27 protein-coding genes and 1 pseudogene are annotated in these 25,554 nt (G+C 67.4%); 18 read left to right on the top strand and 10 right to left on the bottom strand.

What is annotated here, in order from left to right; genetic code table 11:
* Nucleotides 1–115 precede the first annotated feature (115 nt).
* Nucleotides 116–727: a c-type cytochrome gene (locus ACSFCA_RS29360; protein ID WP_258352659.1), complete on the top strand. Its 612-nt coding sequence runs from the start codon at nucleotides 116–118 to the stop codon at nucleotides 725–727.
* 48 nt (nucleotides 728–775) lie between these two features.
* Here ACSFCA_RS29360 and ACSFCA_RS29355 read toward each other — a convergent pair whose 3' ends face one another.
* The 3 genes from ACSFCA_RS29355 to ACSFCA_RS29345 are packed head-to-tail and all read right to left on the bottom strand — an operon-like array spanning nucleotide 776 to nucleotide 2,878.
* Nucleotides 776–1,345 carry a DUF2946 family protein gene (locus ACSFCA_RS29355; protein ID WP_435461959.1) on the bottom strand — a complete coding sequence of 190 codons (570 nt, stop codon included), beginning with the start codon at nucleotides 1,343–1,345 and terminating at the stop codon, nucleotides 776–778.
* A 4-nt stretch (nucleotides 1,346–1,349) separates the two neighbouring features.
* On the bottom strand, nucleotides 1,350–2,372 hold the full coding sequence (locus tag ACSFCA_RS29350) for a YheT family hydrolase (RefSeq protein WP_435462011.1): 1,023 nt from the start codon (nucleotides 2,370–2,372) through the stop codon (nucleotides 1,350–1,352).
* A 53-nt stretch (nucleotides 2,373–2,425) separates the two neighbouring features.
* Nucleotides 2,426–2,878 carry a YybH family protein gene (locus tag ACSFCA_RS29345; RefSeq protein ID WP_093057704.1) on the bottom strand — a complete coding sequence of 151 codons (453 nt, stop codon included), beginning with the start codon at nucleotides 2,876–2,878 and terminating at the stop codon, nucleotides 2,426–2,428.
* Between the two features lie 217 nt (nucleotides 2,879–3,095).
* Here ACSFCA_RS29345 and rutA point away from each other — a divergent pair, with 217 nt between their 5' ends.
* The 6 genes from rutA to rutF are packed head-to-tail and all read left to right on the top strand — an operon-like array spanning nucleotide 3,096 to nucleotide 7,406.
* Nucleotides 3,096–4,208 (top strand): pyrimidine utilization protein A, encoded by a 1,113-nt coding sequence (rutA, locus tag ACSFCA_RS29340; protein WP_435461960.1) that lies wholly within the window; start codon nucleotides 3,096–3,098, stop codon nucleotides 4,206–4,208.
* A 13-nt stretch (nucleotides 4,209–4,221) separates the two neighbouring features.
* Complete coding sequence (rutB, locus tag ACSFCA_RS29335) at nucleotides 4,222–5,013, top strand: pyrimidine utilization protein B (RefSeq protein WP_435461961.1); 792 nt, start codon at nucleotides 4,222–4,224, stop codon at nucleotides 5,011–5,013.
* 22 nt (nucleotides 5,014–5,035) lie between these two features.
* On the top strand, nucleotides 5,036–5,428 hold the full coding sequence (rutC, locus tag ACSFCA_RS29330; protein WP_435461962.1) for a pyrimidine utilization protein C: 393 nt from the start codon (nucleotides 5,036–5,038) through the stop codon (nucleotides 5,426–5,428).
* 5 nt (nucleotides 5,429–5,433) lie between these two features.
* Complete coding sequence (gene rutD, locus ACSFCA_RS29325) at nucleotides 5,434–6,240, top strand: pyrimidine utilization protein D (RefSeq protein ID WP_435461963.1); 807 nt, start codon at nucleotides 5,434–5,436, stop codon at nucleotides 6,238–6,240.
* Nucleotides 6,237–6,836 (top strand): malonic semialdehyde reductase, encoded by a 600-nt coding sequence (locus ACSFCA_RS29320; protein WP_258352653.1) that lies wholly within the window; start codon nucleotides 6,237–6,239, stop codon nucleotides 6,834–6,836. Before rutD ends, ACSFCA_RS29320 begins: the two co-directional genes overlap by 4 nt.
* Nucleotides 6,837–6,848: 12 nt before the next feature.
* Nucleotides 6,849–7,406 carry an NADH-dependent FMN reductase RutF gene (gene rutF, locus ACSFCA_RS29315; RefSeq protein WP_435461964.1) on the top strand — a complete coding sequence of 186 codons (558 nt, stop codon included), beginning with the start codon at nucleotides 6,849–6,851 and terminating at the stop codon, nucleotides 7,404–7,406.
* A 130-nt stretch (nucleotides 7,407–7,536) separates the two neighbouring features.
* On the opposite strand, the gene rutR is transcribed toward rutF, so the two are convergent.
* A complete protein-coding gene (gene rutR, locus ACSFCA_RS29310) occupies nucleotides 7,537–8,244 on the bottom strand; it encodes an HTH-type transcriptional regulator RutR (RefSeq protein WP_093057710.1) in 708 nt (235 codons plus the stop codon).
* A gap of 206 nt (nucleotides 8,245–8,450) precedes the next feature.
* Between rutR and ACSFCA_RS29305 the strand changes: the two genes are divergently transcribed.
* The 7 genes from ACSFCA_RS29305 to ACSFCA_RS29275 all read left to right on the top strand — a co-directional run bounded on the left by ACSFCA_RS29305 (nucleotide 8,451) and on the right by ACSFCA_RS29275 (nucleotide 15,595).
* Nucleotides 8,451–9,452 carry an isopenicillin N synthase family dioxygenase gene (locus ACSFCA_RS29305; RefSeq protein WP_258352651.1) on the top strand — a complete coding sequence of 334 codons (1,002 nt, stop codon included), beginning with the start codon at nucleotides 8,451–8,453 and terminating at the stop codon, nucleotides 9,450–9,452.
* A gap of 308 nt (nucleotides 9,453–9,760) precedes the next feature.
* On the top strand, nucleotides 9,761–10,147 hold the full coding sequence (locus ACSFCA_RS29300) for a VOC family protein (RefSeq protein ID WP_435461965.1): 387 nt from the start codon (nucleotides 9,761–9,763) through the stop codon (nucleotides 10,145–10,147).
* A gap of 66 nt (nucleotides 10,148–10,213) precedes the next feature.
* Nucleotides 10,214–11,320 (top strand): BMP family ABC transporter substrate-binding protein, encoded by a 1,107-nt coding sequence (locus tag ACSFCA_RS29295; RefSeq protein WP_097197819.1) that lies wholly within the window; start codon nucleotides 10,214–10,216, stop codon nucleotides 11,318–11,320.
* 4 nt (nucleotides 11,321–11,324) lie between these two features.
* The gene (locus tag ACSFCA_RS29290; RefSeq protein ID WP_435461966.1) at nucleotides 11,325–12,854 is read left to right on the top strand and encodes an ABC transporter ATP-binding protein; all 1,530 of its coding nucleotides are present in this window, start codon (nucleotides 11,325–11,327) and stop codon (nucleotides 12,852–12,854) included.
* Between the two features lie 19 nt (nucleotides 12,855–12,873).
* Entirely contained in the window at nucleotides 12,874–13,995 is a 1,122-nt protein-coding gene (locus tag ACSFCA_RS29285) for an ABC transporter permease (protein ID WP_435462012.1), read from the top strand.
* Nucleotides 13,992–14,924, top strand: coding sequence for an ABC transporter permease (locus ACSFCA_RS29280; RefSeq protein WP_435461967.1), 933 nt, complete (start codon nucleotides 13,992–13,994; stop codon nucleotides 14,922–14,924). The genes ACSFCA_RS29285 and ACSFCA_RS29280 overlap by 4 nt, the downstream gene beginning before the upstream one ends.
* Nucleotides 14,921–15,595, top strand: a complete 675-nt coding sequence (locus ACSFCA_RS29275) for a cysteine hydrolase family protein (RefSeq protein ID WP_435461968.1) — start codon at nucleotides 14,921–14,923, stop codon at nucleotides 15,593–15,595. The genes ACSFCA_RS29280 and ACSFCA_RS29275 overlap by 4 nt, the downstream gene beginning before the upstream one ends.
* A gap of 1 nt (nucleotide 15,596) precedes the next feature.
* Here ACSFCA_RS29275 and ACSFCA_RS29270 read toward each other — a convergent pair whose 3' ends face one another.
* Nucleotides 15,597–16,355, bottom strand: a complete 759-nt coding sequence (locus ACSFCA_RS29270; protein ID WP_435461969.1) for a hypothetical protein — start codon at nucleotides 16,353–16,355, stop codon at nucleotides 15,597–15,599.
* A 46-nt stretch (nucleotides 16,356–16,401) separates the two neighbouring features.
* Between ACSFCA_RS29270 and ACSFCA_RS29265 the strand changes: the two genes are divergently transcribed.
* Genes ACSFCA_RS29265 through ACSFCA_RS29255 form a run of 3 tightly spaced genes read left to right on the top strand, consistent with a single transcriptional unit; the run spans nucleotide 16,402 to nucleotide 18,465 of the window.
* Nucleotides 16,402–17,001: a LemA family protein gene (locus ACSFCA_RS29265; RefSeq protein ID WP_435461970.1), complete on the top strand. Its 600-nt coding sequence runs from the start codon at nucleotides 16,402–16,404 to the stop codon at nucleotides 16,999–17,001.
* Between the two features lie 10 nt (nucleotides 17,002–17,011).
* Nucleotides 17,012–17,920, top strand: a complete 909-nt coding sequence (locus ACSFCA_RS29260; RefSeq protein WP_435461971.1) for a TPM domain-containing protein — start codon at nucleotides 17,012–17,014, stop codon at nucleotides 17,918–17,920.
* A 5-nt stretch (nucleotides 17,921–17,925) separates the two neighbouring features.
* Nucleotides 17,926–18,465 (top strand): TPM domain-containing protein, encoded by a 540-nt coding sequence (locus ACSFCA_RS29255; protein WP_435461972.1) that lies wholly within the window; start codon nucleotides 17,926–17,928, stop codon nucleotides 18,463–18,465.
* Here ACSFCA_RS29255 and pdeM read toward each other — a convergent pair.
* Nucleotides 18,462–19,142: a ligase-associated DNA damage response endonuclease PdeM gene (gene pdeM / locus ACSFCA_RS29250; RefSeq protein ID WP_435461973.1), complete on the bottom strand. Its 681-nt coding sequence runs from the start codon at nucleotides 19,140–19,142 to the stop codon at nucleotides 18,462–18,464. The two genes, ACSFCA_RS29255 and pdeM, sit on opposite strands and share 4 nt — an antisense overlap.
* Before the next feature lie 77 nt (nucleotides 19,143–19,219).
* Here pdeM and trxC point away from each other — a divergent pair, with 77 nt between their 5' ends.
* Nucleotides 19,220–19,669: a thioredoxin TrxC gene (trxC, locus tag ACSFCA_RS29245; protein WP_435461974.1), complete on the top strand. Its 450-nt coding sequence runs from the start codon at nucleotides 19,220–19,222 to the stop codon at nucleotides 19,667–19,669.
* A gap of 5 nt (nucleotides 19,670–19,674) precedes the next feature.
* Here the strand turns inward: trxC and ACSFCA_RS29240 are convergent.
* The 4 genes and pseudogenes from ACSFCA_RS29240 to ACSFCA_RS29225 form a co-directional block, all read right to left on the bottom strand.
* Nucleotides 19,675–22,288, bottom strand: a pseudogene (locus tag ACSFCA_RS29240) (ligase-associated DNA damage response DEXH box helicase).
* Nucleotides 22,285–23,940, bottom strand: coding sequence for an ATP-dependent DNA ligase (locus ACSFCA_RS29235; protein WP_435461975.1), 1,656 nt, complete (start codon nucleotides 23,938–23,940; stop codon nucleotides 22,285–22,287). Before ACSFCA_RS29235 ends, ACSFCA_RS29240 begins: the two are co-directional and overlap by 4 nt.
* On the bottom strand, nucleotides 23,937–24,965 hold the full coding sequence (locus ACSFCA_RS29230; protein WP_435461976.1) for a ligase-associated DNA damage response exonuclease: 1,029 nt from the start codon (nucleotides 24,963–24,965) through the stop codon (nucleotides 23,937–23,939). The genes ACSFCA_RS29235 and ACSFCA_RS29230 overlap by 4 nt, the downstream gene beginning before the upstream one ends.
* A gap of 39 nt (nucleotides 24,966–25,004) precedes the next feature.
* Entirely contained in the window at nucleotides 25,005–25,532 is a 528-nt protein-coding gene (locus ACSFCA_RS29225) for a DUF3617 domain-containing protein (protein WP_258352637.1), read from the bottom strand.
* Nucleotides 25,533–25,554: the final 22 nt, after the last annotated feature.

Below are 25,554 nucleotides of genomic sequence, written 5' to 3'. Positions count from 1 at the left end.
ACGCCAAGGCGTCCGATAAGGGTGGTCCCTTGTCCGTTCGGGCAAGGGGCCTCTCTATAATCGCCGGTTGGTTAGGACAAGCCCCCCGACGAGCCCCCGATAATTGAGGACGCCAATGAGCGCAGACCCGCATTACCAGGCCACAGAAGAAGCCCACACCGGGCCGATCAAGAACCCGAAGCAACTGCTGCTCGCGGTATTTTTCTCCTTCATAGCCCCGATCCTGATCATCGTGGGTCTTGTCTCCTACGTGGTCTCGGGCACCAAGCCCGCCGGCATCGCGGAGGGCGACAGCATGTCGCTCTACGGTGTGACCAAGGAAGCGCGCGACCGCGAAGTGGCCGAACGCCTCAAGAAGGTCGGCGCCATCGAGATCCGCGACGCCAACCGCCCGCTCGCTGCAGGCGAGGTCGTGTTCAAGGCTCAGTGCGTCGCCTGCCACGGAGCACCCGGCATTCCCGGCGCTCCGCACTTCCAGGACGCAGCCGCTTGGGGGCCCCGCATCGGCCAAGGCTACGCAACCCTCCTCGAGCATGCCCTGAAGGGCAAGGGCGCCATGCCCCCGCAGGGCGGCGGCGACTTCGAAGACCTCGAAGTGGGTCGTGCAGTGGTCTACATGGCCAATGCCGGCGGCGCCAAGTTCCCGGTGCCGGACCGTCCGGCCGCTGCTGCACCTGCTGAAGGTGCCTCGGGTGCGGCCCCTGCGGCCAGCGCTGCTGCCAAGTAAGCGTTTTCCCTAGTCACGAAAGAAAGCCGGCCTCAGCGCCGGCTTTTTTCATGGGTGTGCGGCCGGGGCTGGTGTGGCCGCTTCGGCGTGGCGCTCCGCCGGGCTCAGCACGTGTCCGAAGCGACCGGGCAGTTCGCTGGCCTGCACCGCCTCCGGTATCCACAGGCCGCGTTCGACGGCCTCCGCAGCGATGCCCACGTCCTGCGTGTGCACCAGCCCTAGCCCAAGAGGCGAAACCAGATAGAGCCGGCCTTCCTCGTCGAGCAGGCAGCCCGACACCTCGGTCGCCTTGCCTGTGTGAGCTGTGACGGTGAAACCACCACCCTCGTCTTCGGCGACCCGCCATACCAGCGGCGAAGCCTCAAGTTCCACATACACACGCTGCGGCCCGTTCTGGAAGAACCACTGCCCTTCGTCGTCGTGCTCGTAGTTGCGATGGATGAAGTCGATCAGCTTGTCGTGCCTGAGCATCGAGCCCTTGGCTTTACGAAACGGGCCCTGCGCCTGGGTACGGTCGTCACGCATGTACCAGTTGCCGCGCGCATCGAGGCCGAGCCAGCCGTAGCAGTGCGGCACGTTGGGCCATTTCGCGAGCGCTTGTTTGACGATGTCGTCCATGGCGTCATTCTCGTCCTGGTGGCAAGCCCCCACCGTCAGTGGAAGCGCCGCCATGCAGCTGCAGCCAGCCGCCCACCAGCTCCGGCATGCCGCGCACATGCCCCGGCGGCGGCCCCATCGGAAAGCCCACATGCCCGCCGTGCGCGGGCTGCCACAGCGTGACGTGCGCCCCCACCTCGCCGGGCTTCGGCAGGCTGCGAGCCGGAATGAAGGGATCGTTGCGCGCATTCACCACCAGCGCAGGCACGCGGATCGAGGCCAGGTGCGGCTTGGCCGAACCCCGCGACCAGTAGTCGTCGACATCGCGAAAGCCGTGCAGCGGGGCGGTGAAGACGTTGTCGAAGTCGTAGAGGTTGCGCGACGACATCAGCCGCTCCCGGTCGAACAGGCCCGGAAACTGCGCCAGCTTGGCCAGCGCCTTGGGCTTCATGGTCGCGAGGAACATGCGCGTGTACACCAGCTTGTTGAAGCCCTGGCCAATGGCTTCACCGCCTGCCGCAAGGTCGAGCGGCGCGCAGACCGAGGCCACGGCGCCCACCACGCCCGAAGCGGTCTCGCCCGCCTCCGAGGCCCATCGCATCAGCGCATTGCCGCCCAGCGACACGCCCGCCGCCAGCACCGGCCCGCCACCCTTTTGCGCATGCTGGTCGCGCATGCGCGCCAGGATCCAGCCAATCTCCTCGAAATCGCCCGAGTGGTAGGCGCGCGGCGCCAGGTTCAGCTCGCCGCTGCAGCCGCGGAAATGCGGCACCGCGAAGGCCATGCCGCGAGACGCCGCAAAGGCGGCGAAGGCTTCGGCGTAGTGGCTGCGCGACGAGCCTTCGAGCCCGTGGAACAGCACCAGCAGCGGCCTCGATCCCGGCGTTGGCGCATCCACGAAGTCGACGTCGATGAAGTCGCCGTCCGGCGTGGGCCAGCGTTCGCGCCGGTAGACCGGGGCCGGCCCGTCGAAGCGCCGGGCGTAGAGCGCGGCCCAGATGGTCTGCAGGTTGCCGCCGGGCAGCCAGCGCGGCGCCGCGTAGTCCATCGACTGAAGAGCGGCAGGAGAAGAAGCCGAAGAAGAAGTGACGAAGGAAGGCATCAATGCAGGGTCTGGGGCGGATCGTTCGCGTCGTCCGGCTCGCGCGCACTGCCCGGGCTCGCATGGTGCGCCACCATGCGCCAGCCCTGGGCGGTCTTGTGATAGACGTTGGTGGCCAGCACGAAGGCGTGGCGCGGGCCTTCGGCCGTGAGCACCTCGATGCGTTCGAGCACGTTGTGCACGGCGCTGCCGAGCGACTCGATCTTGCGCACCCGCGCCGGCATGGCGTGGATCGCGCCGTTGCCGAACATCTGCTCGAAGGCCGCGCGGATCGCCACGGTCCCCACCAGCCGCGGGCCGCCGGGGTGCACGCAGAACACTTCGTCCTCGTCGGCCCAGCAGGCCATCAGCGCATCGATGTCGCCGCGTTGCAGCGCTTCATAGAAGGCCGCTTCGACGTCGTCGGCAGTGCCGCCGATGGCCGCAGCGGCGCGGAGTGGGGTCTTGGGCATTGCGCGATTTTGCCGCGCTGTCCGTGACGGCGGCACTGCACCGCTTTGGTCCGGCCTGCACCGTGCTGCCGCAATCCGGTTGGAACGCCCGCTCCACTTTGGACCAAATGGTCAAAACGCGGATGCCATTTCTCCATAAGCCATTGATTTAAAACGACTTATACAACTGGCACGGCGCATGCAAGGAGCTTCGCGACCTCGCAACAGGAGCCCTTCCATGAACGTCGGCATCTTCATTCCCATCGGCAACAACGGCTGGCTGCTTTCCGAAAACGCACCGCAGTACAAGCCCAGCTTCGAACTCAACAAGCAGATCACGCTGAAGGCCGAGCGCTACGGCGTCGACTTCGCGCTGTCCATGATCAAGCTGCGCGGCTTCGGCGGCAAGACGGAGTTCTGGGACCACAACCTGGAGTCGTTCACGCTCATGGCCGGCCTCGCGGCGGTCACCAGCAAGATCAAGCTCTTTGCCACCGCCGCCTCGCTGGTGATGCCGCCGGCCATCGTGGCGCGCATGTCGTCGACCATCGATTCGATTTCCAACGGCCGCTTCGGCCTGAACCTCGTCACCGGCTGGCAGCGGCCCGAGTATTCGCAGATGGGCATGTGGCCCGGCGACCAGTTCTTCGGCACGCGCTACCAGTACCTGAGCGAATACATCCAGGTGCTGCGCGACCTCTGGGGCACCGGCCAGTCCGACTTCAAGGGTGACCATTTCAAGATGGACGACTGCCGCCTGAGCCCGCAGCCGCAGGCTGACATGAAGGTGATCTGCGCCGGCCAGAGCGACGCGGGCATGGAGTTCTCCGCGAAGTACGCCGACTACAACTTCTGCTTCGGCAAGGGCGTGAACACGCCCAAGGCCTTCGCGCCCGCGGCCGAGAAGCTGATCGAAGCCACCACGAAGACCGGCCGCCACGTCACCACCTACGTGCTGATGATGGTGATCGCCGACGAGACCGACGAGGCCGCGCGCGCCAAGTGGGAACACTACAAGGCCGGCGCCGACCACGAAGCCATTGCATGGCTGGGCCAGCAGGGCGCGGCCGACACCAAGTCGGGCGCCGACACCAACGTGCGCCAGATGGCCGACCCGACCTCGGCCGTGAACATCAACATGGGCACGCTCGTCGGCTCCTATGAAAACGTCGCGCGCATGCTCGACGAAATGGCCGAGGTGCCCGGCACCGAAGGCGTGCTGCTGACCTTCGACGATTTCCTGCAGGGCGTCGAGGCCTTCGGCGAACGCATCCAGCCGCACATGAAGAGCCGCGCGCACGTGCAGAGCCCCGTGCCGTCGCGGGTCGAACCCGAACGCCTCGCGGCCTGAGCAGGAGCCTCACGTGAGCACTCCGGCACGCAACACCACCCTCACATCGAACACCCCCGCCGGCGCACCGCGCCTGCCGGGCGCCCCGGCACCGCTGGTGCTGCCCGCGCGCCCCGAACCACTGGCACTGCACGCGAGCGACTCCGCGCTGATCGTCGTCGACATGCAGAACGCCTATGCATCCATCGGCGGGTACGTCGACTCGGCCGGCTTCGACATCTCCGGCGCGCAAGGCACCATCGCCAACATCGCGCGCACCATAGCGGCGGCGCGTGCGGCCGGCATGCTGGTCGTGTTTCTGCAGAACGGCTGGGACGCGGCATACGTCGAGGCCGGCGGCCCCGGCTCGCCGAACTGGCACAAGTCGAACGCGCTCAAGACCATGCGTGCCAAGCCCGAGCTGCAGGGCAAGTTCCTCGCCAAGGGCGGCTGGGACTACGAACTCATCGAAGAGATGAAGCCGCAGCCCGGCGACATCGTCGTGCCGAAGACGCGCTACAGCGGCTTCTTCAACAGCACGCTCGACAGCACGCTGCGCGCGCGCGGCATCCGCCACCTGGTGTTCACCGGCATCGCCACCAACGTGTGCGTCGAATCGACGCTGCGCGACGCATTCCACCTCGAATACTTCGCCGTGATGCTCGAAGACGCCACGCACGAACTCGGTGGACCCGCGATCCAGAAGGCAGCGGTCTACAACGTCGAGACCTTCTTCGGATGGGTCTCCACGGTGGATTACTTCTGCAGCACCTTCGCACCCGCATCCATCACCCAACCCGCACCGGCCGAAGCGGCCACTGTCTGATTCTTTTCAAGGAGCTCTCTTCATGCCCAAGCAAGCCATCATCCCGCCCGGCACCGGCGTGCCACTCGCCCCCTATGTTCCCGGCACGCTCGCCGACGGCGTGCTCTACGTGTCGGGCACGCTGCCCTTCGACAAGGACAACAACGTGGTGCATGTCGGCGACGCAAGCGCGCAGACAAGGCACGTGCTCACCATCATCAAGGGCGTGGTCGAGGCCGCGGGCGGCACCATGGACGACGTGACCTTCAACCAGATCATGCTCAAGGACTGGGCCGACTACGGGAAGATCAACGCGGTGTATGCCGAGTTCTTTCCCGGCACCAAGCCCGCGCGCTACTGCATCCAGTGCGGCCTTGTGAAGCCCGATGCGCTGATCGAGATTGCCTCGATCGCGCACGTCGGCAAGAAGGGCTGAGCTTCATGAGCGCCCTGCACTATGAGGTGCACGGACCGTCCGATGCAGCAGCCACCGTGCTGCTGTCGTCGGGCCTCGGTGGCTCGGCCGGGTTCTGGCAGCCGCAGCTCGGCGCGCTGGTTGCCGCCGGGCACCGCGTCATTGCGTACGACCAGCGCGGCACGGGCCGCAGCCCTGCAGCATTGCCAGAGACGTATGCCATCGAAGACATGGCGAAGGACGTGATCGAGATCCTCGATGCCACGAACACTTCGCAGTGCCACTTCGCGGGCCATGCGCTCGGCGGCCTCGTGGGTTTGCAGCTCGCGCTGGATGCGCCCTCGCGCATCGCGAGTCTCGTGCTCATCAACGCATGGTCGAAGCCCAACCCGCATTCGGCGCGCTGCTTCGATGCGCGGCTCGCGCTGCTCGGCGCCTGCGGTCCGCGCGCGTACGTGGAAGCGCAACCGATCTTCCTGTACCCCGCAGCCTGGGCCGCCGAACACGCACAGCGCGTGGCCGACGAAGTCGATCACGCCTTCGCGCACTTCCCGGGCGAGGCCAACATGCGCGCACGCATCGCCGCCTTGCGCGCCTTCGACATCGACGCCCGCCTCGCCGACATCACTGCGCCCACACTCATCGCCGCGGCGAAAGACGACACGCTCGTGCCCTGGACCTGCTCGCAGCGCCTGGCCGATGGCCTGAGCGACGTCACGCTCGACTTCATGCCGCACGGCGGCCATGCCCACAGCGTGACCGAAGCCGAAGCCTTCAACCGCAGCCTGCTCGACTTTCTCTCGCGGGTCAGCGCATCCGCCGTTCCAGCATGACCACTCTTGCATCCACACTCGACGACGCCGCGCTGTCGCTTCTCTTCACCGGCGCGCGCACCCACAACGGCTGGACCGACGAACCCGTCACCGACGCACAGCTGCAGCAGATCTATGCGCTGGCGAGCCTCGGCCCCACATCGGCCAACTGCTCGCCCGCGCGCTTCGTGTTCGTGCGCACGCCCGAAGGCAAGCAGCGCCTCGCACCCTCGCTCTCCAAGGGCAACCTCGACAAGACCATGGCCGCGCCGGTCACGGTCATCGCGGCGTGGGACCGCAAGTTCTACGACAAGCTGCCCACGCTGTTCCCGCATGCCGATGCGCGCAGCTGGTTCACCGGCAGCCCCGAGGCCGCGCACGAGACCGCCTTTCGCAATGCCAGCCTGCAGGCGGGCTATCTGCTGCTCGCAGCACGCGCGGTCGGCCTCGATGCAGGCCCGATGTCGGGCTTCGACAAGGCGAAGGTCGACGCGGCCTTCTTCGAAGGCACCGACTGGACCGTCAACTTCCTCATCAACCTGGGCCACGGCGATGCGTCGAAGGTGTTCGGCCGCCTGCCGCGGCTACCCTTCGACGAGGCCTGCGTGCTGGCCTGAAGGACTCACCACATGCTGCTGAATGCCATGGCCTCCCACGCTGCTTCATCGTCATCGAACCCCGCCGGCCTGCTGCCGAGCCTGGAGAAGGCCGACTACCGTAATGCGATGGCCCGGCTGGGCGCGGCGGTGAACATCATCACCACCGACGGCCCCGCGGGTCGCGCCGGCTTCACGGCATCGGCCGTGTGCAGCGTGACCGACGAGCCGCCAACGCTGCTGGTGTGCCTGAACCGCTCGGCCTCGGTGTACCCGGCGTTCAAGACCAACGGCGTGCTGTGCGTGAACGTGCTGGCCGCGGGACACCAGTCGCTCTCGGCATTGTTCGGTGGCAAGACGCCGATGGACGAGCGCTTCGCCGCCGGCAACTGGAGCCGCAAGACTACCGGCTCGCCGATGCTCGACGATGCAGCCGTGTCCTTCGACTGCCGCGTGGTGCATGCCACGAGCGCGGGCACGCACGACGTGCTGTTCTGCGAAGCGGTGGCCATTGCCATCGGTGGCGCGACGCAGGGCTTGATCTACTTCGACCGGCGCTATCACGAGATCGCGGCGCCGCCGCAGCACTGACCCGTCCTATCCCCTCTCCCCTCGGGGAGAGGGTCAGGGTGAGGGGGCAGCGGCGCTTGCAAAGGCAACATTGGCTTCGATGCCGCAGCCCTCACCCCAGCCCTCCCCCCGAGGGGAGAGGGAGCAAGACTCAGCGCGGCGTGATGCCTTGAAGAAAGATGCGCTGCACGTTCTCGACGGTCTTCTCGAAGAACGCTTCATCGTCCAGCGTGTGCCCCGACAGCGCCTGCACCTGCACCCCGAAATCCGCGTAGTGCTGCGTCACCGCCCACAGCGCGAAGATCAGGTGATGCGGATCGACAGGCGCCAGCTTGCCCGCTTCGACCCACGCGCGAATCACCTCCGATTTTTTCTCCACCAGCGTGCGCAGTTCACGGTCGAGCTCGTCGCGCAGCAGCGGCGCGCCCTGGATCATTTCCAGGCAGAAGAGCCGTGACGCATCGGGCCTGTCACGCGAAACCACCAGCTTGCGGCGGATGTAGTCGCCGATGGCCTCGCCCGGGTCCTGCTCGGCACTGAAGCCGCGCAGTGGCTCGAGCCACAGCGCGAGCAGATCGCGCAGCACGTTGACGTAGAGCTCTTCCTTGTTCGCGAAGTAATAGAGCAGGTTGCTCTTCGATACATCGGCACGTGCCGCCACCTGGTCGATCGACGTGCCATGCAGGCCGAAGCGGGAGAACAGCCCCAGCGCCGCACCGAGGATCGCGCTGCGCTTGTCCTCGATCTGGCGCAGCCGGCGGCTCACCGCGGACGCACTGCGCACCGCGGGTTTCGCGCGCTTGCGCGCCGGGCTCTTCTCTTTGCTGGCACTGGCGGCCAGCGCTTTGGTCTTCGGCATCTTCCCTCGCTCTTGTTCGTTCGTTAGTGAATCGGCAGACAGCACAGCGCACCACTGTAAGGCCGTGATGCATCGCCTTGCGCCGCAGCAGCCTTGGCAGCGCGTCGTTGCGCACCATGCTGACGCGACGGATGCGTTTTGTCCATTTGGTCCAACTGGCACAGACGTTGCATGGCGAAAGGCATGCCAAGCATGAGGAACCTGCCATGACCCTGCTGTCCGTACCCATCATCGATCTAGCGCCCTACTTCGCGGGCACCGCCGAAGGCAAGGCCGAGGTCGCGAAGAAGGTCGACGAGGCCTGCCGCAGCATCGGCTTTCTCGTCATCACGAACCATGGCATTGCGCCCGGGCTGATCTCGCGCGTGTCGTCGCTCTCGCGAAAGTTCTTCGACATGCCGCTGGGCGAAAAGCGCAAAGTCGATCGTCCACGCGAAGACGCGGTGCGCGGCTACAGCGCGGTAGGCGAGGAAGGGCTCTCGTACAGCCTCGAAGAAGCGGCCCCTGGCGACCTGAAGGAATCGTTCTCCATCGGCCCGTCGAACGTGCCGCAAGACGACTACCACCGCGGCCCCGCCGCCGGCCCGCATTTCGAGCCCAACAGCTGGCCGCCCATCGAGGGCTTCCGCGAAGCCTACGAGGGCTACTTCGAGGCGATGAGCGATCTCTCGCGCTCGCTGATGCGTGTCTTCGCGCTCGGCCTGTCGTTGCCCGAGACCTTCTTCGACGACAAGATCGACAAGCACATCAGCATGTTCCGCGTGCTGAGCTATCCACCGCAGCGCGAGCAGCCGTTGCCCGGCCAGTTGCGCGCGGGCGCGCACAGCGACTACGGCAGCCTCACCATCGTGCTGCCCGATGACAAGGGCCTGCAGGTGTTCAACAAGGCCGGCCAGTGGGTCGATGTGCCGCAGGTCGAAGGCGGCCTGGTGGTCAACATCGCCGACCTCATGATGCAGTGGACCAACGACCAGTGGGTGTCCACGCTGCACCGCGTGATCAACCCGCCCTTCGAGATTGCGAGCACCAATCGTCGGCAATCGCTGGTGTTCTTTCACCAGCCGAATTACGACGCGATGGTCGAGTGCTTGGCTAGCTGCCTTGCACCGGGCGAGACGGCGAAGTACGCACCGATTTCCTCGGGTGACCATCTGACTTCAAAGTTCGTCAAGCAGACGACCTTTGGTGGCACGAAGGCGATGGCTTGAGATGACGGCTTGCTGTTCTTCGGGGCGCGATCACGCCGACGGGGTACCTTGCTCCGCGAATGTCCCCCGGCCTGCGGCCTCCTCCTTTATTTCGCTGCGCAAGGCACCCCATCGGCGTGATCGTTCAGAGCACTGGTTGATCGGCCAGCACAACGGCTGCGCCCATGTGCGAATGGCATCGGGTGCTCCCCGCAGCGAAATAAAGGAGGAGGCCGAAGGCCGGGGGACATTCGCGGAGGGGAGTACCCGGTGTCATTCGCACGCACCCCGAACAAGAACACCAACAACCGCGCAATGAGCAACTAAACATGGCCCACCTCTCCTACGTCAACGTCTTCGCAAAAGACGTGGTCGCACTCAGCGGCTTCTACCAGCGCGTATTCGGCTTCCCCGAGATCGAAGCAATCCGCTCGCCGATCTTCCGAGGCCTGGATACCGGCAAGTCGAGCCTGGGCTTCAACGCACTCGATGCCTACGAGCTGCTGCACCTGAGCGAGTTTTCAGACACGCGCGGCGTCAAGTTCCTGCTGAACATCGACGTCGACAGCCAGGCCGACGTCGACAGCATGGTGCCTGTCGCGCTCGAAGCCGGCGCCACGCTCGTCAAGCCGCCGTACGTCACCTACTACAACTGGTACCAGTCGGTGCTGCTCGATCCCGAGGGCAATGTGTTCCGCATCAATTTCATGATGTGACGCGCGCTGCGCTCGTTCTTTTTTTCGTCCTCCCTTTCTTCAAAGCCTCTCACCAAAGGTAGTCCCATGCAGTTGCGCACCCTCACTCCCGGCCTGGGCCTCGCGATGACCGTCGCGGCCAGCGGCGCCTTCTTCACCACGCTGCCCGCCGCGGCCGCCGACGGCTTCACGCTGAAGGACAAGCCGAAGATCGCAATGCTCTACTTCGGCCCGAAAAATGACGGCGGCTGGACGCAGGCCTTCGACGAGGCCCGCGTGAAGATCGAAAAGGAAATCGGCCAGAAGATCCAGTTCGTCGAGAACGTGCCCGAAGACGCATCGGCCATCAAGCCCGCTGCGGAGAAGTTCATCCAGCGCGGCGCCAACATCGTGATTGGCACCGCCTTTGGTTATTCCGACAGCTTCAAGGACCTGGCCGCCAAGTACCCCGATGTTGCCTTCCTCAACGGCTCGGGCACCACCAACGGCAGCAACCTCGAATCGTTCTACGGCCGCACCTACGAAAGCCAATACCTCTGCGGCATGGCCGCCGGCGCGGCCTCCAAGACGGGCAAGCTCGGCTTCGTCGCGGCCAACCCCTTCGGCGTGGTGAACTGGACCATCAACGCCTTCGCGCTCGGTGCGCAGAAGATGAACCCGAACGCCACGGTGAACGTGATCTACACCGGCGCCTGGAACGACCCGGTGAAAGAACGCGCCGCTGCCGCCGCGCTCATCGACCAGGGCGCCGACGTGATCGGCCAGCACGTCGACAGCCCCACGCCGCAGATCGTCGCGCAGGAGCGCGGCGTGTACGGCACCGGCCACCACCGCGACCTGCGCCAGTTCGCGCCCAAGGCCACGCTGTGCTCGTCGGTGTGGGTGTGGGACCGCTTCCTGACGCCTGAGCTGAAGAAGGTGATGGCCGGCAACTGGAAGCCCGCGCAGTACGGCGCCTTCATCGAAATGAAGGACGGCGGCACCGACATCGCAGGCTTCGGCCCCGCCGTGCCCAAGGACAAGGCCGCGGTCATCACCGCCGAGCGCGACGCGATCATGAAGGGCAAGCAGGTCTACGCCGGCCCGCTCGCCGACCGCGACGGCAAGGAGCGCGTGGCCAAGGGCGCGGTACTGTCCGATGCCGACCTGTGGAAGATGGATTGGTTCGTCAAGGGCGTGGTCACGCAGAAGTAATTTCATGCCCAACAACGCGCTAGAACTCACCGGTATCCGCAAGTCCTTCGACGGCTTCGCGGCGTTGACCGACGCTCACTTTGCCGCGCGCTGGGGCGAGGTGCATGCGCTGCTGGGCGAGAACGGCGCGGGCAAGTCTTCGCTGATGAACATCGCGGCCGGGCTCTATGCGCCCGAGGCCGGACAACTGCTGGTGGACGACAACGCGGTGCGCTTCGCGGGGCCACGCGACGCAGCGAAGCACCGTATCGGCATGGTTCACCAGCATTTCAAGCTGGTGCGGCCTTTCACGGTGGCGCAGAACATTTTGCTCACCGCGCCGCCACCAGCCGAATTTCAAAGCCATGGCGAACGGCTGCGCGAGATCGAGCGCGACATTCGCAACAAGGCCTCGGAGCTGGGCTTTGACATCGATCCGTCGAAGCGCATCGATGCGCTGTCGATTGCCGAACAGCAACGCGTCGAGATCCTCAAGGTGCTGCTCGCGGGCGCGCGCATCCTGATCCTCGACGAACCCACGGCCGTGCTGACCGACCAGGAAGCCGCGCGCCTGCTGCAGACGGTGCAGGGGCTGGCGCGTGCGGGGTCTGCCGTGGTGCTGGTCACGCACAAGATGGCCGATGTGAAGACCTATGCCGACCGCGTGACGGTGATGCGCGGCGGGCGCACGGTGGCCACGCTGCGGCCGGGCGAAGCATCGGTCGCCGAGCTGGTGAAGCTCACGGTGGGTGAATCGATTGCCACGCAAGGATTCCAGGCTTCGACCGTATCGCGCGGCCCCGTGCGCCTTTCGGTGCGCGGGCTGCGCACGCCCGCCTCGCCAGAAGGCCGTCGCGTGCTCGACGGCGTGGACCTCGAACTGCACGCGGGCGAAATCTACGGCCTTGCTGGTGTCGGCGGCAACGGCCAGGGCGAGCTGGCAGGCGCGATCATGGGCCTGCCGGGTGAAGCCACCGAAGGCGAGATCCGGCTCGAAGGCCACGGCGACCTGAAGACCATGGCCGCGTCGGCACGCCGCGGCATCGGCATTGCAGCCATTCCGGCCGACCGATACGGGCTCGCGCTAGCGGGCGGCCTGTCGGTGGCCGAGAACTACGCAATCGGCCGCGTGCACACCGGCCGCTACGGCCCCGTGTGGCGCCTGCGCCGTGGCCGCATCCAGAGCGACACGCAAGAAGCTGTGCACGCCTTCGACGTGCAGGGCGTGCGCTCGGTCGCGCAGAAGGCCGCGCTGCTCTCGGGCGGCAATGCGCAGAAGCTGGTGCTCGCGCGCGAGTTCGGCAAGTCGCCCGCGCTGGTGCTTGCGCACAGCCCGAGCCGCGGGCTCGACGTGCGCGCCAGCGCCGAGGTGCATGCGCGGCTGCGCGCCGCGCGCGACAGCGGCGCGGCGGTACTGCTGATCAGCGAAGACCTCGACGAAGTGCTGCAGCTGGCCGACCGCGTGGGCGTGATGACGCGCGGGCGCATCGCCGGCGAGTTCGCGCAGCCTGCCGACCGGCAGGCCATCGGACAGGCGATGGTGGACCATGGCTGATGCCTCGCTCTCAGTCGACATGGCACACGCGCCCAGGACCCAGGTGAACTCGCAGCAGCACACACAACCGCTCGCGCGCCGCCGCTACGCGCTCGAGATCCGCCAGCACATGGCCTGGCGCTGGCAGGCGCTGATCCTTGCGGCCGCACTGCTGGTGGGCTTCGCCATCTCCGCTGCGATCCTCGTGGGCGCTGGCGTGCCCGCCGATGAACTCGCCAACGAGTTCGTGATGCAGACCTTCTTCGACGGCCAGAACTTCCGCGCCGTGTTGTTCCAGGCCGCGCCAATGATCCTCGTCGGCCTGGCGGGCTCCATCGCATTCCGCGCGCGCTTCTGGAACCTCGGCCTCGAGGGCCAGATGATCTGGGGCGCCATCGGCGCGACCACCGTCTCGATGTGGCAGATCGGCCCCGAGAACCTGCGCCTGCCGCTGATGTTCGCGGCCGCCATCGGCTGCGGCCTGCTGTGGGTGCTGGGCCCCGCGTGGCTCAAGCTGAAGCTCGGCGTGAACGAGATCATCTCGACGCTGATGCTCAACTACATGGCGGCCAACTTCCTGCTGCACCTGGTCTACGGCAGCTGGAAGGACCCGAAGGACAACTTTCCCTACTCGCCGCAGTTCCGCGTGTTCGAGCGGCTGCCCGAGCTGGGCGCGGGCATCGGCAGCTCGATCGTGCTCGCGGGCGTGGTCGCGTTGCTGGCGTGGTGGCTGGTGAGCGTGAGCCGCGTGGGGCTCTACCTGCGCTTCGTCGATGCGAATCCGCGCGTCGCGCATGCCAACGGCGTGCCGGTGCGGCGCACGATCTACGGCGCGGTGCTGCTGTCGGGCGCGATGGCCGGGCTCGCGGGCTTCGCGGTGGTCGCGGGGCAGGAGGGCCGGCTCACACAGGCCTTCTATCAGGGCTATGGCTTCTCGGGCATCCTCATCGCCTTTCTCGCGCGCAACAACCCGCTCGCGGCAACGGTGGTGGCGCTGCTGGTGGCGGCGCTGTTCGTCACCGGGCGCAGCCTGCAGGTGTTCTACCAGGTGCCGTTCTCGATGGTGCAGCTCATCCAGGCGGTGATCGTGGTGTGCGTGGCGTCGAGCGACTTCTTCATTCGCCACCGGCTGCGCCGCGTGGGCGGGGAGGCCTCTGCATGAGCGGCGGCATTGTTCTCAACTGGCTCGCGAGCACGCCGGACTTCGCGGTGCCTTATGCGCTCGCGGCACTCGGTCTCATCATCTGCGAGCGCGCGGGCGTGCTCGCGCTCGGCGCCGAAGGGCTGATGCTTGTCGGTGCACTGGCCGGCATCGGCGCACAGATTGCCATCGGGCAGCCGGCCGTGTCGCTGGTACTCGCGATGCTGGCGGCCAGCGTGGTGTCGGTGCTGTTCGCGGTAATGGTGATCTGGCTGCGCGTGAACCAGGTGATCGCCGGGCTCGCACTGGTGTTCTTCTGCCAGGGGCTCACGGCGCTGGTCGGTTCGATGGCCGACTGGACCAACCATGCCACCGAAGGCATCGGCGCGATGGCGCTGTGGCCGCTGTCGCTGCTGCCGGGCGTGGGCAGGCTCTTCGAGCAGAACGCGATGGTGTGGCTCACGCTGCCGATCTTCGGTGCGGTGGCGTGGTTCTTCGCACGCACATCCACCGGCCTGCGGCTGCGCGCGGTGGGCGAGAACCCGCAGGCGGCCGACGCAGCCGGCATCCGCGTGACGGCATGGCGCTTCGCGGCGGTGCTCGCGGGCTCGGCACTGGTGGGGCTGGCGGGCGCGTACATCTCGGTCGTCAGCACCAAGCTATGGATCGCGGGCATGACAGGTGGACGCGGCTGGATCGCGGTGGGCCTGGTGATCTTCGCGCGCTGGTCGCCGTGGAAGGCGCTGGTCGGCGCGCTGCTGTTCGGCTGCATCGAGGCGCTGATTCCGCAGCTTGCCGCTGCCGGCGTGCAGCTGCCGCAGTACTTCGTGATGATGACGCCGTATGCGGTGACGCTCGGCGTGATGGTGTGGGTCGCGCTCTCGCGGCGCGGCGCCGATGAAGAGCCCGGCGCGCTGGGCCAACCCTATGTGAGAGAAGAACGCCGATGAAGGCCTGGGTCTACAACGAGGAGCGCGAGCTCGACGCGGCAAAGTTCGCCGACTACCTGAACCCCGCCACCACCGCGGTCGTCTCCATCGACATGCACCAGGGCCACCTCGACGACAGCCCCGACTGCCCCTGCCCCGCACCGCGCGCACGCGACGTGGTGGCGCCCATCGACAGCTTTCATGACGAAGTGCGCGCGCTGGGCGTGCGCATCGTGCACATCAAGTCGGTGCTGCGGCCCGACGGCGTGGACGACATCCGCGGCATTCCGTCCGCATGGCGGCGCACCTTTCCGCTGCACGTCGGCGAAATTCCGAATGCCGACGCGCACGCCATCGAAGGCTCGAAGTGGACCGAGTGGGTCACGCGCGTCGAGCCCGGCGACATGCGCGTGGACAACAAGCGCCGCCTCTCGGCCTTCTACCCGACCGACCTCGACTTTCTGCTGCGCAACCAGCGCATCGAGACGGTGGTGCTCAACGGCGGCTTTACCGACTGCTGCGTGCTTAACACGGCCTTCGACGCCAACAACCACAACTACCGCGTGATCGTGCTGCGCGACCTGGTGCGCGGCACCGACCCGCATCTGGAAGGCGCGGCGCTTGCAATGGTGTCGCTGCACCTCGGGCTGGTGGTCGATTCGGCGGAGCTGCTGCGCCAGTGGCGCGGATGAATTAACCCGATACGCCAAGCCAGCGTGCGGCCACGCCGGGCATGTCGCCCTGGGCGGCCTGCCACACCATTTCGGGTGCGGCCACGTGCACGCCCGGCGGCGCGATGCGCAGCGCCACGTCGACCAGTTCGGCCACCTTCGACGCGCGCACCGGCTGCTCGCTGCTTGGCACCATGAAGCGCACGACGGACAGCATCCACGCGGCCAGCCGCTCGAGCGGGTTGGCGAACTTCGCATTCACCGGCTTGCGCGCCGAGCGCACGAGGATCACGCGCTCGAAGCCGCAGGCCACCACCGCTTGCTCGTCGAGGCTCGCGAGCCCGCGCTTGAGCGCCTCGGGCAGCCGGCCCTGGTCGTGCGGCTGCACGATGGCCAGCGTCTGCACGCCGCAAGCGCGTAGCCAGCGGGCCAGTTCGGGCAGGTTGGAAGGCTCGGGCACCCACAGCGCACGCTCGCGGTCGTGGTACAGCCGCGGCGGGTCGAAGGCAATGATGGCGGTGTGGGCCGAAGTCAGCGGCCATTGCGCGATCGGCTGGGTCGGGCTCAGGTAGGTTTCCACGCCGCGCAACCCGTCGCGGATCGGCTCGCGCGCCAGCACGCGGGTGTGGGCATGCCGGTGGCTGCCGGCCAGTCGCCGCAGCAGCTCCGATCCCAGCGCACCGGTCGCGCCCGCAATCAGCAGCGTGCCGAAAGCGTCGGAAGCAACGGGCAGTACCGCACGGTTGGCGGCCCGCAGGGCTTGTAGAGGGTCGAGGGACATAGAGCCATCTATGCTACCTTCCGGCAATTCTGCGGAGGTAATGCAAATGATGATGAAGCGCTGGCTCTTGATTCTCGCGGCGGTCGTGTCCCTGAGCGGATGCGGCTACAACCAGTTCCAGTCCCTCGACGAGGCCAGCAAATCGGCCTGGAGCGAGGTGCTCAACCAGTACCAGCGGCGCGCCGACCTCGTGCCCAACATCGTGGCCACCGTGAAGGGCGAGGCCAGCTTCGAGCAGGACACGCTCACCAAGGTAATCGAGGCGCGCGCCAAGGCCACCTCGATCCAGGTGACGCCCGAGACGCTGAACAACCCCGAGGCCTTCAACAAGTTCCAGCAGGCGCAGGGCGAACTTTCTTCGGCGCTGTCGCGGCTGATGGTGGTGTCGGAGCGCTATCCCGAGCTCAAGGCCAACCAGGCGTTCCGCGACCTGCGCGTGACGCTGGAAGGCACCGAGAACCGCATCACCGTGGCGCGCAACCGCTACATCGAAAGCGTGCAGGAGTACAACGTGCTCGCGCGCAGCTTCCCGACCAACATCACGGCCAAGATCTTCAGCTACGCGCCGAAGCCCAACTTCTCGGTGCAGAACGAGGCGCAGATTTCCACGCCGCCTACTGTCGACTTCAGCGCTCCGAAGAAGTAAGCCAGCACCAATGGCCATTGCCGCACTGCTCCGTCGCGCACTGGCCGCGCTCGTTCTCGCGACCCTGGCCGGGGTCGCGCTGGCCCAGGGCCTGCTGCCGGTGCCCGCACTCACCGCGCGGGTGATCGACCAGACCGGCACGCTAGACAGCGCGCAGCGCAACGGCCTGGACACCAAGCTCGCGGCCTTCGAGCAGCGCAAGGGTTCGCAGATCGTGGTGCTGATGGTGCCGACCACCGCGCCCGAGGACATCGCCAGCTACACGCAGCGCGTGGGCGACGCCTGGAAGATCGGCCGCAAGGACGTCGGCGACGGCCTGCTGGTGGTCGTGGCCAAGGACGACCGCAAGATGCGCATCGCCACCGCCAAGGCGCTCGAAGGCGCGGTGCCCGACCTTGCGGCCGTGCGCATCATCGACGAGGAGATGAAGCCGCGCTTTCGCAACAACGACTTCGCGGGCGGGCTGAACGCGGCAGTAGACCGGCTCATCGGGCTGGTCGGCGGCGAGCCGCTGCCGGAGCCTTCGCGCGACACGGGCAGCGGAGGCGGCGGCGGCGGTGGTGGCTTCGACTGGGAGAACCTCGCGATCTTCCTGTTCGTAGGCGTCTTCATCGGTGCGCCGGTCGCGCGCGCCGTCCTCGGCAAGAAGCTGGGCACGGTGGTCGTGGGCGGCGGTGTGGGCGTGGTCGTTTTCTTCATCACCACCAGCATCGCCATCGCGGTGATCGCGGCGCTTGTCGCGCTCATCGTCTCGCTGGTCGCGGGCGCCGGGCGTCCGGGCGGCGGCGGTGGTGGCGGCTGGAGCTCCGGTGGAGGCGGTGGCTGGAGCAGCGGCGGTGGGGGCGGAGGCGGAGGTGGTGGTTTCAGCTCCGGCGGCGGTGGCAATTTCGGCGGCGGCGGCGCGTCGGGGGACTGGTGAACACGATGACGACGACCAATCCAACCGAAGCAGGCTTCCTCTCGAAGCTCGGCCGCATCTGGCGCCACCGCTGGATCGACGAGTCCGAGGTTCGCCGTGCGCTGCCCGCAGCCGCGCTGGAGCGCCTTGCAGGCCGCGTGGCCGCGAGCGAGCGGCGCCACAGCGGCGAGATCCGCATCTGCGTCGAGGCCGGCCTGCCGATGTCGTACCTGTGGCGCCATGCGCCGCCGCGCGAGCGTGCCGTCACGCTGTTCGGCAAGCTGCGCGTGTGGGACACCGCGCACAACAACGGCGTGCTCATCTACCTGCTGCTGGCCGAACACGCCATCGAGATCGTGGCGGACCGCGGCATCAATGCGCGCGTGAACGATGCCGAATGGGCCGCGATGGCGCAGCGCATGGGGGCAGCTTTTGGTGAAGGGCGCTTCGAGGATGGGCTCACGCAGGCGCTGGAAGAGATCTCGGCCCTGCTGGTGGAACACTTTCCGCTGGGCGAGAACGATGTGGACGTGAACGAGCTGCCGGACGAGCCGGTCGTGCTCTAGCCTTCCTGCGGCGGCAAGGCCCACACGGCATCGCCACCCACCGCATGAAAGCGCCGCCCCGGCGCCGATTCCATCAGCCAACCACCTGTGAACTCGCCGAATGCCGGCAGCACAGCCTGCTGCGCATCGCTCACGAAGCAAGGCAGCCGCACGCTGTCACGGCCCGGGCCATGAAGCCTGCAAACGGGATGCAGGTGCCCCGCCAGCACGAAGTGCGTGGCATGGGTCTGCGGATGGTGGCAGCAGGCGAATGGCCCGAGCAGAAAAGGCTCGTCGACCACCTCGATGCCGAACGTGTCCGGCGGATCGCCCGCGCGGCTGTCGTGATTGCCGCGCACCAGCGTCATTGCGACGGCTGTATGGCCCACGCGCCAGGCCTCCACCGTGGCGAGCACCGTGCGTGCCTGCGCCGCGTGCAGGAAATCACCAAGGAACACGATGCGCTGCGGAGCATGCCGTTCGATCAGCACATCGAGCCGCGCCAGGTTTTCCTGCGTGGTGCCGCCCGGCACCGGCTGGCCGAGCGCGCGGTAGGTCGCGGCCTTGCCCAGATGCAGGTCGGCCACGAACAGCACGCGCCCATCGGGCCACCACAGTGCCCGCTCGGGCAGCAGGTGCAGCAGTTCGCCCGCCCAATGGACAGGGAGCGGCGATGCGGAGGAGCCTGGGGAGGTCACGGACTGGAAGTGTCGCAAAAGACGCTCCGGCAGGCGACCGTCTTGCAATGGGCTCCAGCAGCCCCCAGTTTCTGCAGATGACCGAATCGCCCCCGCTGCACATCGTCTGCCCGCACTGCCACACGACCAACCGCGTGCGCGCGGCGCAGCTGGGCAGCGCGCCCGACTGCGGCAGCTGCCACCAGCCGATTTTCACCGCCCATTCGACCGCGCTGCCGGACGAAGCTACCTTCGATCGCCACATCTCGCGCAACGAAATCCCGGTGCTGGTCGACTTCTGGGCGCCCTGGTGCGGCCCCTGCCGCCAGATGGCGCCGGGCTACGAGCAGGCCGCGGCCCAGCTCGAACCGCAAGTGCGGCTGGCCAAGGTCGACACCGAGGCCGTGCCTGCCCTGGGCGCGCGCTTCAACATCCGCAGCATCCCGACGCTGGCCCTGTTCCGCGGTGGCCGCGAAGTGGCGCGACAAGCAGGCGCGATGAGTGCGGCGGACATCGTGCGATGGGTGAAGGCGCACGGCGCCGGCTGATCTGCTCACAGGGGCGGCAACGGACGCGAAGGCCGCCTGCGCTCGCGTCGGGCGCTTGAAGGCCTCGCCGGCTTGCCCAACCCCTCCTGCCCAAAGGCCAGCGTGCCCTTCACGCGCTCCACGCCGCCGGCCGTGACCGCTCCGCCCGCAGCCTTCTCCAGCTGCTCGACCATGCGTGCGATGCGGTCGGCCACGCTCTCATTCGACAGCTTCTCGCGGAACAGCTCGACCATCAACGGAAACGAGAACGGCGTCGGCCGCGCAAGCGGCTTCAGCACGAGCTGCTGCGTCGCCATGCGCTCCAGGCTGGCGCGCAGGCGGCCGATTTCGAGTTCCTGAGAGAGCAGCTCCTGCTCAGCCTGCTGCAGCAGCCTGTTGCCGGGGTCGTACTTGCGGAACACCTCCCAGAACAGCGAGGACGAGGCCTGCAGCTGCTTGCTGCTGCGCTTCTCGCCCGGGTAGCCCTGGTAGATGAGCCCCGACACGCGCGCGATCTCGCGAAAGCGCCGCTGCGCGAGTTCGCTCGCGTTGAGCGACGCCAGCACTTCGTGCAGCAACGCCGCATGCGCGTCGTCGCCTTCTGGCAGCTTCAGCACCTGCGGCAGCAGTGCAGCCCAATCGACCTCTGTCGCACTCAGCAACTCGAAACCGTAGTCGTTGACCGCGATCGAGAAAGTGCGCGCCTCGTGCTGCGCAACGCGCCAGGCCAGCAGGCTCGCGAGCCCGAGGTGCACATGCCGGCCCGCGAACGGATAGAGGAAAAGGTGCGAGCCCTCGCGCGTGCTCAGCGTCTCGGCCAGCAGCGTCTGCGGCGTCGGCAGTGCCGACCACTGCTGCTGTATTTCGAGCAGCGGGCGCACGCATTGCAGCTCGGGCGAGTCGTAGTGCCCCTCGCCGGCCAGCGCCAGCTGCTGCACCACCGCATCGGCCAGCGTGTTCGACAGCGGCATGCGCCCGCCGCTCCAACGCGGCACCGCAGGTGCGCTTGCCACTCGCGCGCCGCACCCAGGCCGTCATGTCATGGATACGCACGAGCTCGAGCAGCCGGCCGCCGAACAGGAAGCAGTCGCCGGCCTTCATGCGCGCGACGAAGCTCTCTTCGACGTTGCCGATCTTCGAGCCACCGAGGTACTGCACCGACATGCTCGCATCGCTCACGATGGTGCCGATGTTCATGCGATGCCGCCGCGCGAGCCGCGCATCGGGCACGCGCCAGACACCTTCCGCATCGGGCACGGCGCGCCTGTAGTCCGGGTAGGCCGCGAGCGAGGGGCCGCCTTGCGAGACGAAGTCGAGGCACCACTGCCAGCTCTCGCGCGAAAGGCCTTCGTACGCAGCCGTGCCGCGTACCTCGTCATACAGCTCGTCGGGCACGAAGCCACCGCCGAGCGCCACAGTCACCAAGTGCTGCACCAGCACGTCGAGCGGCTGGTCGGGTGATTGCCGCGCCTCGATGTGGCCCGCCGCAATGGCCGTGCGCGCAGCCGAGCCCTCCACCATTTCCACGCTGTGCGTGGGCACGAGCGTGATGCGCGACGGCCGCCCCGGTGCATGGCCCGAACGGCCCGCGCGCTGCAGCAGCCGCGCCACGCCCTTGGGCGAGCCGATCTGCAGCACGCGCTCGACCGGCAAAAAGTCCACGCCCAGGTCGAGGCTCGATGTGCAGACCACTGCCTTCAGCTCGCCGCTTTTCAGGCCCAGCTCGACCCACTCGCGCACTTCGCGGTCGAGCGAGCCGTGATGCAGCGCGATGAGGCCGGCCCATTCGGGCTTGGCTTCGAGCATCGCCTGGTACCAGATCTCGGCCTGCGAGCGCGTGTTGGTGAAGACCAGCGCAGTCTTGCTCGCGGCAATCTCACTGATCACCTGGGGCAGCATCGTGAGGCCGAGGTGCCCGCCCCACGGGAAGCGCTCGGCGGTGCCGGGAAGCAACGAATCGATGACGAGCTTCTTCGGCACCTGGCCCTGCACGAGCACACCCTCTTCATGACCCAGCAGCGCATGCATCGCCTCATGCAGATTGCCCAGCGTGGCTGACATGCCCCAGATCGCGAGGCCAGTGTTCCAGCGCTTCAGCCGCGCGAGCGCAAGCTGCACCTGCACACCGCGCTTGTTGCCGAGCAGCTCGTGCCATTCGTCGACCACCGCCATCTGCACGTGGCCGAGCACCTCGCGGGCATCGGCACGCGCGAGCAGCAGCGAAAGGCTTTCGGGCGTGGTGACGAGCACCGTGGGCAGGCGCTGGTTCTGCGCGCTGCGTTCGGCAGACGTGGTGTCGCCACTGCGCGCGCCCGCGCTCCACGGATGCACTTCGGCGCCAAGGGCTTCGAGTGGTTGCTGCAGGGCGCGCAGCGTGTCGGCCGCAAGCGCGCGCATGGGTGTGAGCCACAGCACGGTGAGCGGCGGGGCCGCAGGCCGCGCGCTTGCCTTGCGAGCCTGCGATAAGGCTTGTAGCGCGCCGAGCCACACCGCGTAGGTCTTGCCCGCGCCGGTAGTGGCATGCAGCAGGCCGGACCTGCCTTCGCCGATGGCCTTCCAGACCTCGCGCTGGAATTTGAAGGGCTTCCAGCCGCGCGCGGCGAACCACGCATCGAGCGCCTGCTTGACGGCCTTTTTCATACGGGCAACAACGCCGCCAGCGTCTGCAGGGTGTCCGCCTCTTCCACCGACTTGTCTTCGCGCCACCGCAGCATCCGCGGGAAACGCACGGCGATGCCGCTCTTGTGCCGCGTGCTGCGCGCGATACCTTCGAAGCCCAGCTCGAACACCAGCGTCGGCTTCACGCTCTTCACAGGTCCGAAGCTTTCCACCGTGGTCTTGCGGATGATTGCGTCCACGCGCGCCATCTCGGCATCGGTGAGGCCCGAGTAGGCCTTGGCGAAGGGCACGAGCTTGCGGTCTTCCTGCTCTGGCGGGCCGTCCCACACGGCGAAGGTGTAGTCGCTGAAGAGGCTCGCGCGCCGGCCGTGGCCGCGCTGCGCGTAGATCAGCACCGCATCGACGCTGAGCGGGTCGATCTTCCACTTCCACCACACGCCGACGTCCTTGGTTCGGCCCACGCCGTACTGCGCGTCGCGGCGCTTGAGCATCATTCCTTCGACGCCCATGGTGCGTGCCGCTTCGCGCTGGCGTGCGAGATCACTCCAGTCGATGCCCGTGAGCATCGGGCTCGGCAGCAGCGAGGGATGCTGCATGCGCGTGACCAGATCGTCGAGCAGCGTGCGGCGTTGCGACTGCGGCAGCGTGCGCAGGTCGCGCCCTTCCCATTCAAGGATGTCGTAGGCCAGCAGCACCACGGGAATGTCGCGCAGCAGCTTCGCGCCCAGCGTCTTGCGGCCGATGCGCTTCTGCAGCTCGGCGAAGGGCTGCACGCGGTCGTCGCGCCACACGGCAATCTCGCCGTCGAGCACGGTGCCATCGGGCAGAGCCTCGCCCAGGACGGCGAGCTCGGGGAAGCGCTCTGTCACCAGTTCTTCGCCACGCGACCACAGCCACACGACGCCCGCGCGCTTGATGAGCTGCGCACGGATGCCGTCCCACTTCCACTCCACGATCCAGTCGGAGGGTGGGCCCAGCGCGGCATCGAACTGTTCGAGCGACAGGTTGAATGGATGCGCGAGGAAGAAGGGGTACGGCTGGCCGCTGGTCTTCTGCACCTGCTCGGCGCCCGACTCGGGGGCGATGAGCGTGCGGTAGTCGTCGGCCCTTGGCCGCGCGCCGATGTGCGTGTAGCCCATGAGCCGCTGCGCGACGCGCTTGGCATCGATGCCACCGACCGCGGCGAGCGCCTGCGTGACCTGCAGCTTCGACACGCCGACGCGGAACGCACCGGTGATGAGCTTGAAGTACACCAGTCGCTCTTCGGCAGCGAGCTGCCGCCACTGTGCGCGCAGGCGGTCTGCAAGCTGCTCGGGCGAGGTCTTTGCGGCTTCGCGCAGCGGCAGCAGATGCTGCTCGACCCAGCCCGCGAGGCCGAGCTCATGCGCCTCGCTCGGTGGCGGCAACAGCAGCGCAATGGTTTCGGCGAGATCGCCCACGGCGTCGTAGCTTTCGTCGAACAACCATTCGGGCAGGCCCGCCGCTTCCTGTGCGAGCAGGCGCAGCAGCTTGGTGGGCACGAGCTGGCGCGGCTTGCCGCCGGCGAGGAAGTAGACGGCCCATGCGGCATCGGCTGCATCGGCCTCACGCAGGTAGCGCTGCAGTGCCGCCTGCTTGGCGAGGCTCGACGTGCTGGAGTCGAGGTCGCGGTAGAGGGCGGCGAAGGCTTTCATGCCTCTGTCTCCTGATCGTCTTCGTCGCCGTACTCGGTCTTGAAGCCCTGCGCGTCGAGTCCGTTCTCGGTGAGCCATCGCACCATCACCTGCACGCTGCCGTGCGTGACGAACACGCGCTCCGCGCCTGTGCCCGCAATCGCCTGCTGCAGGCCGGGCCAGTCGGCATGGTCGGACATCACGAAGCCGCGGTCCACGCCGCGCCGCCGCCGGGTGCCGCGCAGCTGCATCCATCCGCTCGCGAAAGCGTCTGCGTAGTTGCCGAAGCGCTTCATCCACGGCGAGCCCTGTGCAGATGGCGGCGCGAGCACCAGCGCGCGCTTCAGCAATGCGGCATCGACGCCTTCATCGCTCACGCGCAAGGTAGGCGGCAATGCCACGCCCGCCGCCCGGTACACGGCGTTGAGCGGCTCCACCGCCCCGTGCACGACGATCGGCCCGATGCTCGCGTCCACCCCATGCAGGATGCGCTGCGCCTTGCCGAAGGCGTAGCAGAACAGCACCGATGCGCGCCCTGCTTCAGCATTGGCGCGCCACCATGCATCGATTTCCGCGAACAGCACGGCCTGCGTGGGCCAGCGGTAAATCGGCAGGCCGAAGGTCGACTCGGTGATGAAGGTGTCGCAAGGCACGGGCTCGAAGGGCGTGCAGGTGCCGTCGGGCTCGGTCTTGTAGTCGCCCGAGGCCACCCACACGCGCCCACCATGTTCGAGCCGCACCTGCGCCGAGCCCAGCACATGGCCGGCGGGATGCAGCGAGACGCGCACGCCGTGGTGCTCGATGGCTTCGCCGTAGGGCAGCGTCTGCAGGTCGATGTCAGGGCCGAGCCGCGCGCGCAGCGTGCCGGCGCTGTCGGTGTGGGCCAGGTAGTGCGCATGCCCGGGGCGCGCGTGGTCAGAGTGCGCGTGCGTGATGACGGCGCGCGCCACCGGCCGCCACGGGTCGATGTAGAAATCGCCGGGCGGGCAGTACAGGCCCTCGGGCCGGGCGACAACGAGGAGATCTTCTTCCTGCTTTGCGGGCATGGCACGCCATGGTAGGCGCAGCCGGGCTTGCGCGACAGGCTATGGTTTTTGCGGCCGGTTCTTCATCATGTCGAGCACGTTCATCTTCATGCCGTTGGACATGACCATGTCGCCCGGCTTCTGGTCGGCCTTGCAGGGGCCGATCCACTTGGCTTCCATGACGCTCGCGCCTTCGGCGCGGCCCATCAGCGGCGGGTTGTAGGTCGACTTGCTTTCCATGCGGTAGGCGGTGCTGAAGTCGCCGCTCATCACCGCATGCGAGGTGGCGACGGTGTTGCCGATCTTGCAGACCGAGTCCATCACCAGCTTGCCGCCGTCGGCACGCAGCTCCTGCTTGGAGCACATGTCCTTGCCCATGCCCTGGCCCATGTCGCGCAAGGCCTTGTCGCTGGCCGCGTCGATGCACTGCTGCATGGTGTGACCAGCGCCGGCGCCCTTGCCCGTGGGGTCGCCGGTCTGGATTTCCCACAGGCCGGGCTTGCGCGATGGAAAATCGAGCGCGAACGCGGGACACGCGGTGGCACTGGCCGCCATGCAGGCAGCGACGGCGGACAAACGGATCTTCATGACGGGCTCCCGCATCGGTGGA

This window comes from Variovorax multivorans (genome assembly GCF_051216835.1).
Taxonomy (GTDB): domain Bacteria; phylum Pseudomonadota; class Gammaproteobacteria; order Burkholderiales; family Burkholderiaceae_C; genus Variovorax.
This window is presented reverse-complemented; position numbering and strand designations above follow the sequence as displayed.

Coding starts and splice junctions, on each gene's coding strand:
- ACSFCA_RS29360 (WP_258352659.1), top strand. CDS start 116: ATGAGCGCAGACCCGCATTACCAGGCCACAGAAGAAGCCCACACCGGG.
- ACSFCA_RS29355 (WP_435461959.1), bottom strand. CDS start 1,345: ATGGACGACATCGTCAAACAAGCGCTCGCGAAATGGCCCAACGTGCCG.
- ACSFCA_RS29350 (WP_435462011.1), bottom strand. CDS start 2,372: ATGGACTACGCGGCGCCGCGCTGGCTGCCCGGCGGCAACCTGCAGACC.
- ACSFCA_RS29345 (WP_093057704.1), bottom strand. CDS start 2,878: ATGCCCAAGACCCCACTCCGCGCCGCTGCGGCCATCGGCGGCACTGCC.
- rutA (WP_435461960.1), top strand. CDS start 3,096: ATGAACGTCGGCATCTTCATTCCCATCGGCAACAACGGCTGGCTGCTT.
- rutC (WP_435461962.1), top strand. CDS start 5,036: ATGCCCAAGCAAGCCATCATCCCGCCCGGCACCGGCGTGCCACTCGCC.
- rutD (WP_435461963.1), top strand. CDS start 5,434: ATGAGCGCCCTGCACTATGAGGTGCACGGACCGTCCGATGCAGCAGCC.
- ACSFCA_RS29320 (WP_258352653.1), top strand. CDS start 6,237: ATGACCACTCTTGCATCCACACTCGACGACGCCGCGCTGTCGCTTCTC.
- rutF (WP_435461964.1), top strand. CDS start 6,849: ATGCTGCTGAATGCCATGGCCTCCCACGCTGCTTCATCGTCATCGAAC.
- rutR (WP_093057710.1), bottom strand. CDS start 8,244: ATGCCGAAGACCAAAGCGCTGGCCGCCAGTGCCAGCAAAGAGAAGAGC.
- ACSFCA_RS29305 (WP_258352651.1), top strand. CDS start 8,451: ATGACCCTGCTGTCCGTACCCATCATCGATCTAGCGCCCTACTTCGCG.
- ACSFCA_RS29300 (WP_435461965.1), top strand. CDS start 9,761: ATGGCCCACCTCTCCTACGTCAACGTCTTCGCAAAAGACGTGGTCGCA.
- ACSFCA_RS29295 (WP_097197819.1), top strand. CDS start 10,214: ATGCAGTTGCGCACCCTCACTCCCGGCCTGGGCCTCGCGATGACCGTC.
- ACSFCA_RS29290 (WP_435461966.1), top strand. CDS start 11,325: ATGCCCAACAACGCGCTAGAACTCACCGGTATCCGCAAGTCCTTCGAC.
- ACSFCA_RS29285 (WP_435462012.1), top strand. CDS start 12,874: ATGGCACACGCGCCCAGGACCCAGGTGAACTCGCAGCAGCACACACAA.
- ACSFCA_RS29280 (WP_435461967.1), top strand. CDS start 13,992: ATGAGCGGCGGCATTGTTCTCAACTGGCTCGCGAGCACGCCGGACTTC.
- ACSFCA_RS29275 (WP_435461968.1), top strand. CDS start 14,921: ATGAAGGCCTGGGTCTACAACGAGGAGCGCGAGCTCGACGCGGCAAAG.
- ACSFCA_RS29270 (WP_435461969.1), bottom strand. CDS start 16,355: ATGTCCCTCGACCCTCTACAAGCCCTGCGGGCCGCCAACCGTGCGGTA.
- ACSFCA_RS29265 (WP_435461970.1), top strand. CDS start 16,402: ATGATGATGAAGCGCTGGCTCTTGATTCTCGCGGCGGTCGTGTCCCTG.
- ACSFCA_RS29260 (WP_435461971.1), top strand. CDS start 17,012: ATGGCCATTGCCGCACTGCTCCGTCGCGCACTGGCCGCGCTCGTTCTC.
- ACSFCA_RS29255 (WP_435461972.1), top strand. CDS start 17,926: ATGACGACGACCAATCCAACCGAAGCAGGCTTCCTCTCGAAGCTCGGC.
- trxC (WP_435461974.1), top strand. CDS start 19,220: ATGACCGAATCGCCCCCGCTGCACATCGTCTGCCCGCACTGCCACACG.
- ACSFCA_RS29235 (WP_435461975.1), bottom strand. CDS start 23,940: ATGAAAGCCTTCGCCGCCCTCTACCGCGACCTCGACTCCAGCACGTCG.
- ACSFCA_RS29230 (WP_435461976.1), bottom strand. CDS start 24,965: ATGCCCGCAAAGCAGGAAGAAGATCTCCTCGTTGTCGCCCGGCCCGAG.
- ACSFCA_RS29225 (WP_258352637.1), bottom strand. CDS start 25,532: ATGAAGATCCGTTTGTCCGCCGTCGCTGCCTGCATGGCGGCCAGTGCC.